The organism is Desulfosarcina cetonica JCM 12296 (genome assembly GCF_001311845.1).
Taxonomy (GTDB): domain Bacteria; phylum Desulfobacterota; class Desulfobacteria; order Desulfobacterales; family Desulfosarcinaceae; genus Desulfosarcina; species Desulfosarcina cetonica.
The window spans coordinates 1-11,177 of sequence record NZ_BBCC01000198.1 but is presented as its reverse complement, the minus strand read 5'-3'; the positions used below and the strand labels follow the sequence as shown (position 1 = coordinate 11,177).

General features: G+C 56.9%; 12 protein-coding genes and 1 pseudogene. 12 read left to right on the top strand and 1 reads right to left on the bottom strand.

The window, feature by feature from the left end:
- On the bottom strand, positions 1-475 hold a 475-nt coding region (locus JCM12296_RS28310), incomplete at its 3' end, for a biotin/lipoyl-containing protein (RefSeq protein ID WP_246805004.1).
- A gap of 296 nt (positions 476-771) precedes the next feature.
- Here JCM12296_RS28310 and JCM12296_RS28305 point away from each other — a divergent pair.
- The 12 genes and pseudogenes from JCM12296_RS28305 to JCM12296_RS28255 all read left to right on the top strand — a co-directional run.
- On the top strand, positions 772-1,668 hold the full coding sequence (locus JCM12296_RS28305; protein WP_054700108.1) for a GAF domain-containing protein: 897 nt from the start codon (positions 772-774) through the stop codon (positions 1,666-1,668).
- Between the two features lie 65 nt (positions 1,669-1,733).
- Positions 1,734-2,296 (top strand): annotated as a pseudogene (locus JCM12296_RS48300) (sigma 54-interacting transcriptional regulator); the annotation flags it as partial.
- Positions 2,297-2,785, top strand: a complete 489-nt coding sequence (locus JCM12296_RS48755; RefSeq protein ID WP_422699184.1) for an AAA-type ATPase lid domain-containing protein — start codon at positions 2,297-2,299, stop codon at positions 2,783-2,785.
- Between the two features lie 232 nt (positions 2,786-3,017).
- On the top strand, positions 3,018-4,028 hold the full coding sequence (locus JCM12296_RS28290) for a tryptophan--tRNA ligase (RefSeq protein ID WP_054700100.1): 1,011 nt from the start codon (positions 3,018-3,020) through the stop codon (positions 4,026-4,028).
- 466 nt (positions 4,029-4,494) lie between these two features.
- Positions 4,495-6,234, top strand: coding sequence for a sensor histidine kinase (locus tag JCM12296_RS28285; protein WP_054700098.1), 1,740 nt, complete (start codon positions 4,495-4,497; stop codon positions 6,232-6,234).
- A gap of 30 nt (positions 6,235-6,264) precedes the next feature.
- Complete coding sequence (locus JCM12296_RS28280) at positions 6,265-6,696, top strand: response regulator (RefSeq protein WP_054700097.1); 432 nt, start codon at positions 6,265-6,267, stop codon at positions 6,694-6,696.
- Positions 6,697-6,703: 7 nt separating this feature from the next.
- Positions 6,704-7,141, top strand: coding sequence for a response regulator (locus tag JCM12296_RS28275; protein WP_054700096.1), 438 nt, complete (start codon positions 6,704-6,706; stop codon positions 7,139-7,141).
- On the top strand, positions 7,119-7,523 hold the full coding sequence (locus tag JCM12296_RS28270) for a response regulator (RefSeq protein ID WP_246805002.1): 405 nt from the start codon (positions 7,119-7,121) through the stop codon (positions 7,521-7,523). Before JCM12296_RS28275 ends, JCM12296_RS28270 begins: the two co-directional genes overlap by 23 nt.
- 67 nt (positions 7,524-7,590) lie before the next feature.
- A complete protein-coding gene (locus JCM12296_RS28265; RefSeq protein ID WP_246805000.1) occupies positions 7,591-8,745 on the top strand; it encodes a sulfite exporter TauE/SafE family protein in 1,155 nt (384 codons plus the stop codon).
- The gene (locus JCM12296_RS45975) at positions 8,685-8,891 is read left to right on the top strand and encodes a hypothetical protein (protein ID WP_246804998.1); all 207 of its coding nucleotides are present in this window, start codon (positions 8,685-8,687) and stop codon (positions 8,889-8,891) included. The genes JCM12296_RS28265 and JCM12296_RS45975 overlap by 61 nt, the downstream gene beginning before the upstream one ends.
- On the top strand, positions 8,888-9,574 hold the full coding sequence (locus JCM12296_RS28260; protein WP_054700093.1) for a hypothetical protein: 687 nt from the start codon (positions 8,888-8,890) through the stop codon (positions 9,572-9,574). Before JCM12296_RS45975 ends, JCM12296_RS28260 begins: the two co-directional genes overlap by 4 nt.
- Before the next feature lie 113 nt (positions 9,575-9,687).
- The coding region (locus JCM12296_RS28255) for a PEP/pyruvate-binding domain-containing protein (RefSeq protein WP_174897334.1) at positions 9,688-11,177 on the top strand (1,490 nt) is incomplete at its 3' end.

Sequence of the window (11,177 nt, the reverse complement as noted above, 5' to 3'; positions counted from 1 at the left end):
GGCCGCCGGCGCGGCGTTGGTAATCCAGAACATCCTGTTCGGTCACGCGTCCCTTGGGCCCGCTACCCTTCACCAGCGCCAGATCGATCCCCCGTTCCTTGGCCAGTCGTCGGGCAATGGGCGTTGCCGGTACAAACGCCGCTTTGCCGGCAGGTGCGGCAGGACCGGCAGCGGCGGCTTTCGCCGGCGGTTCCTCGGCCGGGGACGAACTCGCCGATCGTCGCTCGGGCGTTTCGCCCACATCGCTGATCACCGCCACCACTGTTTGCACCGGTACGGTTTCACCGGCTGGAACGACGATCTGGAAAAGAATCCCGTCCACTGGGGATTCCACCTTGTTGGTGATTTTATCCGTTTCCACCTCGAACAACGCTTCGTCTTTTTGTACGACATCCCCCTGGGTTTTGAACCATCGGGAGACTTTTCCGGCTTTCATGGTCAGGCCCCATTTGGGCATTACGATATCAGTGGCCACGGCGATCTTCTCCTTTCCCTGTAATTGCTTCTGCAAAGAACCGCTTACCAACAGAAAAGCAAACGCGATGCCACTTATTTTAGTTGTTTAATTACAAGTTGTTATTGAATAATCAGGAAGGACTGTTCAATAATCGAACAGGCGGCGGCAAGGGAGGGAAAAAAAAGAAAAGGCTTGTGCGCGTCAGCGTATCTTCCTTATACTGAAAATGTCTTTCAATAAGGGTGCTTCCCACACCCGCCATGACCGCAGCAGGATCAACTGAAACGGATAATGTTCTTCTGGGAGAAAGCGCCATGCATGAGCTTGTCAGAAAACATTCCCGCTATGTGATCGCCAAGGGCGACCCGGACGAATCGTTCGTCAGCCAGTTGAGATCTTCCGACCTACCGGCATTTCCATCCACCAAGGAAATCGACAAAGCCACCTGGAAGGAGTACGTGCTGACAGGCCGTTCCAACCGTGAACCCATTCAAGACACGGTCAGTGATTCGTGGCAACGCTGCCTGAAAATGGGCGTCGATCCGGCCATCGGCAAATGTACCGACATTCGTCCGGCAAAAGCGTTGGGACGGGAACATCGACTGCTCAAGGGACTGGTCATGGATACCCAAAAGGAGGTCTACACCCTGATCCGAGGGAAGGGGCTCCTGGTTACCGTTTGTGACCGCCAAGGCTATCTGGTGGGCATGGGGGGCGACATCCAGGCGCTTTTGGCGGCGGACAAACTCAATTTCGGGCCGGGTGCCAATTGGTCCGAACACAGTGTCGGCACCAATGCCATCGGCACGGCACTGGTCACCGGCCGGCCCATGCAGGTATCCGGGCGGGAGCATTTCTGTGAGAGTCACCATGGCTGGATCTGCTCGGCGGCCCCCATCTTCGACCTTAACGGCGACCCGATCGGCTGCATCGACATTTCCGGTCCCAAGACCGCCGATCACACCTACGCCCTGGCACTGGCCATCGAGGGGGCACGCGCCATCGAAAACCGGCTGTTCCGAATGCAGTCGGCCAACCTGATGAGCACCCTTTTCAATGCGGTCATGAAGGGGCTGGTCTATGCCGATCGGAGCGGAAAAATCAGAGCCGCCAACCCGACGGCCGCCATCCTCATGGGAACATCGGCCGAAGCCCTGGTTGCGCGGATGCCGCCGCCTGGTTTGACCTCAAGTCCGCCCTTCACCACCTGACCTGTGCCACGGAGGGGAGTGTACGCATCCGCTGCACCTATAACCCGGCCTACGACGCCAAGGTCGTGCCCGTACGCAGCCCCAACCAGACCCTGGCCGGGGTCCTGATCGTGATTGCCGAACGCCAGTCGTTCCGCCCTTCCCGTTTCCAAGACGCACCAGATACCGGCGATGCCTTCAACGCCGTGATCGGCAACAGTTCGCCGATCCGGGAAGCCATCGAAACCGCCCGCCGCGTGGCACCCACGCCCACGACGGTGATGATCACCGGGGATAGCGGCACCGGCAAGGAAGTTTTGGCCAAAGCGATCCACAATGCCAGCCCCCGTCGCAAACAGCCCTTCGTGGCCGTCAATTGCGGGGCCATTCCGCCGGAGCTGATCCAAAGCGAGCTGTTCGGGTATGTGGAGGGCGCCTTCACCGGCGCCTGCCGGGGCGGCGCTGCCGGAAAGTTCGAGCAGGCCGCCGGCGGCACCCTGTTTTTGGACGAAATCGGCGAGATGCCGTTGACCATGCAGGTCAACCTGTTGCGCGTGCTGGATGAAAAAAGCTCATGCGGGTGGGCGGCAAAACGTCGATCACGATAAATGCGCGCATTATCGCGGCCACCAACCGCGACCTCAAGGCCATGGTGGACCAGGGCAAGTTCCGGCCGGATCTCTATTACCGGCTCAATGTGGTCTGTTTGCACCTGCCGCCACTGAAATCCCGGGGCAACGATGTTCAACAACTGGCCGGTCATTTCATCAACCAGGTGTCCCAGGCCCTCGGCCGGCCGATCCGCAGCGTCGAACCGCAGTTCTACCAGGAGCTGACCGCCCATGCATGGCCGGGGAACATCCGCGAGCTGCACCATGCCATCGAGTCGGCCGTCACCCTGATGGATGGCGATGTGCTGCGTTGGGAGAACCTGCCGACATCGGTTCGCGGCTCGGTCCCCCCCTCGACCGACGACAGTTTATCGCGTTTCAATTTGGCCATGCTCCAAAAAGAGGCTATCCATCGGGCCTTCATTCATTTCCAGGGCAACATCAGCCAGATGTCCCGGGCGTTGGGCATCGGCCGCAACACCCTTTACGCCAAATTGAAAAAATTCGACCTGATCAAGGAAGGATAAGGCGCGCGGCGACGTCCGGCCCGACTTGTCACGATCTGTACTCCCATCCCAAAAGACCCTACCCACAGATACCATACGGCTTCAGCGCCAGCTTGCCGTCTTGCAGGCGGAGCGGGAAAGCGCTACTGGTCTGTTATGGCTTGATTTCGCGGAAAGATATACCGTATAAGCGACCCTTGGATATTGAGAGCCGAATAATTTTTAACCCTGCAGACGAAAACAGGATAGATTCATGTCTAAACAGATCGTTTTGACCGGTATCACCACCACCGGCACACCTCATCTGGGGAATTACGTTGGCGCCATCCGGCCGGCCATTGAGGCCAGCCGCGATCGCGATGTGCAAAGTTTCTATTTTCTGGCCGATTATCACAGCCTGATCAAATGCCAGGATCCCGAGCGGGTCAATCAAAGCAGCATGGAAGTGGCCGCCACCTGGCTGGCATTGGGCCTCGACACGGACAATGCGATCTTCTATCGCCAAAGCGATATTCACGAAATTCCCGAACTGACCTGGATCCTGACCTGCATGACGGCCAAGGGCCTGATGAACCGTGCGCATGCCTACAAGGCGGCCGTGGCCGATAATGAAGCCGCCGAAACCCGGGACCCGGACCAGGGGGTTACCATGGGGCTGTTCTGCTACCCGATCCTCATGGCCGCGGACATTCTCATGTTCAAGGCCGCCAAGGTGCCGGTGGGCCGCGACCAGATTCAGCATCTTGAAATGGCCCGCGACATCGCCCTGCGGTTCAATCACCACTATGGCGATCTGCTGGTGCCGCCCGAGGCGGTGGTGGACGAGGACACGGCCGTCTTGACCGGGCTGGACGGTCGCAAGATGAGCAAAAGCTACAACAATACCATCCCGCTGTTTCTGCCGGAAAAGCAACTGCGCAAGCTGATCATGAAAATCAAAACCGACACTTCGCCACCGGAAGCGCCCAAGGATCCGGAAACCAGCAGCCTGTTCAGCATGTACAAGGCTTTCGCCGATGCCGACGCGATCGCCGCCATGCGCCAGCGCTACGCCCAGGGGATCGGTTGGGGGGAAATGAAGCAGATCCTCTTCGAGACCATCAATGCCGAGCTGACCGAGCCGCGTCGCCGCTATGAGGCGCTGATTGCCGATCCTGCCTACGTCGAAGCGACCCTCAAGAAAGGCGCCCGGCGGGCCAGGGAATACAGTACGCCATTTCTGGAGGAAATTCGCCGGGCCACGGGTATTTGTCCCCTCGGGTAAAGAATCGCCAACCTTGACGGACTCGTAAAAAGCCCGATATCGGCGTTACGCGTATCCTTCGTCACTGCGGCGTACGCAAAAGTACGCCTCATTCCTCAGGATTCGCAAGCCTTGATCTCGGGCTTTTTACGAATCCGTCGGAAATGCGACTTTTTACGAGTTCATCAACCTTTTATTAGGGGGGGCCAACGCCGAGGCGCAATCGCCCCCCTGTATCCTTCCCATACTGTAAAGCGACCCGACAGTTTCCCGACATCACGATCAATTCCTTTACAGCCTGTAAAAATTTCTGACAGTCAACTTCTTTTACACCTTTCCCGGCACCTGCCAAAGGCATAAATATCAATTTTATTTATAGGTAGTTACGATTTAAACAAACCATATTGGGATATGGCACCGAACTTGATATCGAAGGGGTGACGACTGATGACGCATCCTTAAAAATCGCTTAACGCTAGGACGGGCCATGAATCCGAAGTCGACATCTCTCACGCCCTATTACCGAACGCTCACCCGCAATATCGTTCTATTGGTAATGGTTATTTCTCTGGCCCCCATGGTTATCGTCACCGGGATCATTTTGAATCAGTTCAGCGCGTCCTACCATGAGAAAGTATTTGCCCATCTTGAGGAACTGGTGCTCAAGCACAAGCGCAACATCGATGGGTTTCTGGTGGAAAAGCTTGAGAACATCCGCTTCCTGGTCGAAGACGTGGACTTTGGCAAGCTCCAACAGGAAGACATGCTTGCCGAGCACCTCTCCCGCCTGCAGAGCGCCTACGGGACGGTGTTCGTCGACCTGGGCATTGTCAATGAAGCCGGTCAGCAGATTGCCTATGCGGGTCCCTTCAAGTTGGGCAACGCCCGCTATGCAGATGCCGAATGGTTCAAGCAGGCCATCCACAATCCTTATTATACCAGCGATGTATTTCTCGGGCTGCGCGGTTCCCCGCATTTCATCATTACCGTGCGCAAACCCTGGCAGGGAAAAAATTACATTCTGCGTGCCACGATCGACTTTGTCTCTTTTAACCGCCTGGTGGAGCAGGTTCGCATCGGCGAGACCGGGTTTGCCTATATTCTCAATCGTGAAGGACAGTTCCAGACCAAACCGATTTTCGATTTCACGCCGACTCGCGATATCTACGATCGTTATTTCGCCACATTGGAGCGCATGGAAAAGGAAGTCGAAATTCAGGAGCGTCTGGACGGGACCGGCGTGAAATGCCTTTACGTCTCGGCCCTGTTGAAAAATGGCGACTGGCTGCTGGTCTACAAGCAGGTAAGCAACGACGCCTTCTCCAATCTGCACAACGCCCAAATCATCGCCATTGTTTTCTTCATCCTGGGTGGCATCGTGATCGTCGCCCTGGCCATTTCCATGTCGGCCAAAATGGTTCGCCGTATCGCCACGTCGGATACAGAAAAGGAAATCATGAACCAGCAGGTCATCGAAACCGGGAAACTGGCCTCGGTGGGCGAACTGGCTGCCGGCATCGCCCACGAGATCAACAATCCGGTGGCCATCATGGTCGAGGAGGCCGGTTGGCTGCAGGATTTGATGGCGGATGGCGCCTTCGAGAGCGAGGAGGACATCAAGGAGTTTGAACGTGCCCTGAATCAGATCCGCGTTCAGGGACGCCGTTGCAAGGAGATCACCCACAAACTGCTCAGCTTCGCCCGCAAGACCGATTCGCGCATCGAGGATTTCGAAGTCGGCCCGCTTTTGGAAGAACTGGTTTCACTTTCGGCCCAGCGGGCCAAATACAGCAATGTCGAGTTGGTTACCCATTTGGACGAGAAATTGCCGGCCATTTCCGCCTCCCAATCCGAACTTCAACAGGTTTTTCTCAACCTGATCAACAACGCCCTGGACGCCATGGAAAAGGCCGGTGGTGTGCTGGAAATCAATGCCCATCAAAACGATGGGAAGATTGTGATCGAAGTGGCCGACAACGGGCCCGGAATTCCAAAGGCCAACCTGGCGCGCATTTTCGATCCCTTCTTTACGACCAAGCCGGTGGGCAGCGGGACAGGATTGGGTCTGTCCATCTGCTACGGCATCATTCATAAAATGGGCGGCGAAATCGCGGTGAAAAGCGCCGTCGATGTGGGGACGACCTTTTCGATCCGCCTGCCCATCAAAACGTCGGAAAGCGATGATCCAGAAACGGAAGAAACCGTTTCGGAAACCGAGAATCAGTAGGCAGACCATCAACGGAAAGGAGTACTTCCCATGGCAATTGCGAACATCATGCTCGTTGACGATGAAGTCCCTTTTGTGGAGGCGATGACCAAACGCCTCGCGAGAAGAGGCCTGGAAGTCGAGCAGGCGTTCAACGGCAGCGATGCATTGAAGAAATTGACCGGCGAGAGCAAGACCGAAGTCGTGATCCTTGATGTGAAGATGCCGGGTATGGACGGCATTGAAACCCTCAAGGCCATCAAGGCCCAGGCCCCCCTGGTGGAAGTGATCATGCTCACCGGCCACGCCACCGTCGAGTCGGCCATCGAGGGAATGAAGCTGGGCGCGTTCGATTATCTGATGAAACCCTGTGACATGGACCACCTGATCGCCAAGGTGTCCGACGCAGCGGCCAGAAAGCGCCAACAGGAAGAGAAAATCATCAGCGCCCGGATCAAAGAGATTACATCACGCATGGCATAGGGAAATCATGGAGCCAACGCGCAAAAATCATCACGACTCGAAAGCGATCCGTCTTTTGCTTGTCGATGACGAGAAAGGGTTTGTCGACGTGCTGTCCAAAAGGCTGGCCAAGCGCAACATCCAAACCACCCGCGCCCATTCGGGGACCGAAGGCATTCGTCTCTTGCGGCGGAGCGATTTCGATGTGGCGGTGCTGGACCTGAAGCTGGAAGACATGGATGGCATCGAGATCCTCAAAATCTTCAAAAAAATGGATCCGGACATGCCCGTCATCATGCTGACCGGTCACGGCTCGGAAAAGGCATCCAGAGAGGGCATGCACCACGGGGCATTTGACTATCTGACCAAACCACACGAACTGGCGGAACTCGTGGCCAAGATCAATGAAGCGGTCCGCCACAGGGAGAAAACCGATGGCAACGATGAAACTGCTTCTAGTCGATGATGAAGCGGATTTTCTCAACACCCTGCTCAAGCGCATGAAACGACGCGACGTGGATGTTGCGGGGGTCAACAGCGGGGAAGCGGCATTGGAATGGCTCGAAACCCATCCTGCCGATGTGATCATCCTGGATGTACGCATGCCCGGCATGGACGGCATTGAGACCCTACGTGCGATCAAGAAGCACCATCCACTGGTGGAAGTCATCATGCTGACCGGACATGCCAGCATGGAAGTTGCCATCGAAGGCATGGAAATGGGCGCCTTCGATTATCTGATGAAGCCGATGGACATGGATGATCTGCTCTACAAGGCCGAAGACGCGTTCAAAAAGAAAACGATCCACGAGAACAAGATCCAACGAAGGGTCAAGAACCTGGTGTGAGCATGACCGTCGTTTGGCATCGTGTTAATCTTATTAATCGTTCTAACCGGAAAAGTGAGGGGAGGATATGAACTTCTTCAAACAATGGGGTAGTTTCATGATGGCGGGGGCACGGTATCATGCCCGCTGGGAGTTGCAGATGTCGATGAATATCCTAAAGAGCCGCAAGCGGCTGCTGCTGTTGCTGTTGCTGCTGTTGCCGGTGGCGATCGGCGGCTACGTCTTCGCAGGTGACATCGCTGGTGCCATGCCCGATATTATCGGTGGCAAGGAAGCGTACAACCCTTCCTTTTACTCCCTGAACATCTTTATCGTTTCAATCCTGATCGGCCTGGGCGCCGGCCTGATTACCGGCTGCATCGGTGCCGGCGGCGGCTTCATCATCGCCCCGGCGTTGATGAGCGCCGGCGTCAAGGGTATCCTGGCCGTCGGGACCGACCTGTTTCATATCTTTGCCAAGGCGATCATGGGCAGCATCATTCACCGCAAGCTGGGTAACGTATCCGTCCCACTGGCCGCCGTTTTTCTCATCGGCGCCATTCTCGGTGCCACCGCCGGTGGGGTCATCAACCGGGTTTTATACGAGCTGAACCCGGTGCTTTCCGACGCCTTCATCACCACGGTCTATGCACTGATGCTGGGTTTCCTCGGATTTTACGCCATGTATGATTTTCTCAAGGCCAAGAAATCCATGGCCGGTGGCGAGGATCAAGGCGGCGGGGCCCACGGTGGCAAGGCGGAAGGCGCCGACCTGGGCGGTCTGCCGCGTAAGCTGCAGGGGGTGAATATCCCCCCCATGGTAAAATTCGATTTTGACTTCACCCCGGGCGGCCGAAGCATCTCCTGGGTATTCCTGGTCCTTTCCGGCGCACTGGTGGGGCTGGCGGCCGGTATCATGGGCGTGGGCGGCGGATTTCTCACCTTCCCCATCTTCGTCTACATGCTGGGCGTCTCCTCCATGACCACGGTGGGCACCGACATCTTTCAAATCGTTTTCACCGCGGGTTATGCTTCCATCTCCCAGTATGCCATCTATGGGTTCATCTTCTATACCCTGGCCATGGGCATGCTGTTGGGTTCCTGTTTGGCATCCAGGTCGGCGCCATGGTCACCAAGGTGGTGCCGGGCATCACGATTCGGGGCTTTTACGCCATGGCGGTCATGGCCGGTTTCGTCAACCGGTTCTTCGCCCTGCCGGCCAAGCTGGGTGGCATGGGGGTGATCAACATCTCCAAAGGCATGGGCAGCTTCCTGGAAACCATTGGCGTCTGGGCCTTTTTCATCGTCATCGGCGGCTTCGGTGTCTGGGTGATCGGCACTTTCTTGAAAAACATCGGTACGCTTCGCGGGGAGGGAGAACACATATGATTGCCAACAAAAGCAAATTCTTTTCCGGCCTGACCTTGCTGGTTCTGTTCAGCGCCGTTTTGATCGCCATGTTCATGCCGATTTTCGGCGGACACAACGGACTTGAATTCCTGGATAATCTCTACAACTCGATCTCCAAGGGATCGGCTTACTACATCGGCGATGTCCGCGAGGAGATCAAATCCATCCAATCGCCGGACCTGACCTTCAACCTGACCTTGCAGAGTGAAAGCCAGGCCCAGCAAACCGTGATCCTCTTTGAAGACGCCGGCGCCCAGGTGACCCAAAGCGGGGCCGAGCTGACCGTTAGCGGCAACATCCTCACCATCCTCAACAACTGCCTGGATGACGCCCAGTCCATGTACGACAACGACGGGGCCACCGTGAAGGCGCGCTACGGCTATGCGGAAAAAGCGGTCATGTACAACTGGTACAGCGCCCTCAAGGCCATGGATTTCAACCTGAAGCAGCAAAAACGCTTCAACGTGGCCAAAATGGCCGACCTGGTCAACAAAAAAGCCGTGGAGACGGCTTATAATTATTATGGGATTGAGGGGCAAAAAATCACCGAGCGCCTTGGGGTGGTTATCTTCTCGTTGATCTTTTACGTGGTCTATACCTTGTGGTATGGATTCGGCATCATGTTTCTATTCGAAGGTGTGGGGATGCATCTCGAGCATTAATCGGGTCCCCGTTATCTGAATCCATCGATGCCGGAACGGCGACGCCTTCCCGGTTCGCCGTGCCGGCATCTTTTTCCCTAACTAAGCGGGATAACCCGAATTCCGATGAATGGATGAAAACCACCATGAGTCCCTGGCGACGCATCATGAATTGGTTCCGGCCCGGCGGCGCGCCGATCGATGAGGCGGATGCCAACACCTTGCGGATCGAATTCCAATCCCGCTACCACCAGTTCAAGCTGCTGCTCAATGCCAACAATCAGGCATTGGAGATCATGACCGAACTGGAAAAAGCCCTTGAGGGCAACACCCCCTTCGGCATGAAATTCATCCGCTCGCGCACCATGGGCGCCTACACCCGGGTCTACCAGATCGTCAAGCATCTGCAGGCCCTGGCACCGGAGAAGTATAAAGCCTTGAGCAGCCGCCTGCAGGCCATCCACCTTGAGCTGGAAAGTCAGCTCAACCCCTACCTGGAGACCGATGCCGGCGGTCCCTGGATCATCCATTTCGCCATGCTCGACAAGCACCAGGCCGATAAGGCGGGCATGAAAATGGCCGGGCTGGCCGATGCCGCCAACCAGCTTCAAATCCGCATTCCGGACGGGTTCGTGATCACGGCACGGGCATTTCGTGATTTTCTGGCCCACAACGACCTGAAGACCGAAATCCAGCGCCGCATTCAGCGGGCCGAGGATGAAGGTCCCCATCGCTTCTACACCATCAGCGCGGATATTCGCGGGTTGGTCGAAAATGCCCCCCTGCCCGAGGATCTGGAGACGGCCATTTTGTCGGCCTATGCGGAACTGGCCGACCGTTGCAAAAACGAGCCCCATGTGGCCGTGCGCAGCAGCGCGCTCAATGAAGACCGCGAAGGCGCTTCGTTTGCCGGCCTGTACCAAAGTGCCCTGAACGTCTCCCGCGACCGGCTCCTGGAAACCTATCGTCAGATTGTCGCCGCGGCCTATTCGCCGGCGGTCCTGGCCTATCGTTTCAGCCGCGGGTTGACCGAAACGGACACCGAGATGTGCGTGGGGGTGATGGAAATGATCGACGCGGTCAGCGGCGGCGTGCTTTACTCGGTCAATCCCATGGATATCCGCGACCGTACGGTGACCATCAACTCGGCCTGGGGGCTGCCCAAAGCCGTGGTGGACGGGACAACGGCCACCGACCTCTTCCGCGTCGACCGATCTGCGGCCCTTTCCATCAGCCGTCGTGAGATTGCCCTCAAGGAGCAAAAATTCGTCTGCTTCCCGACGGAAGGGATCTGTCGCATGGATGAGACCGGTCCGGACCGGACCGCGCCATCCCTTACCGACGAACAGATCCTGGCGTTGGCGGCCATGGCCATTCGCATCGAGGATTATGCCGGCCTGCCCCAGGATATCGAATGGGCCCTCGACCCATCCGGAGAGATCGTCCTGTTGCAATGCCGTCCCTTGCAGGTTATAACGCCGTCAAGCGATGCGGCGCCGGTCGTCGATACGGACCTGCCGGCGGCCCTTTACCAAGGCGGAACCACCGCATCCCCGGGTGTCGGTGCCGGGCCGGTCCACCGGGTACTCAAGGATGTGGACGCCCTTAGCTTCCCCGAGGGCGG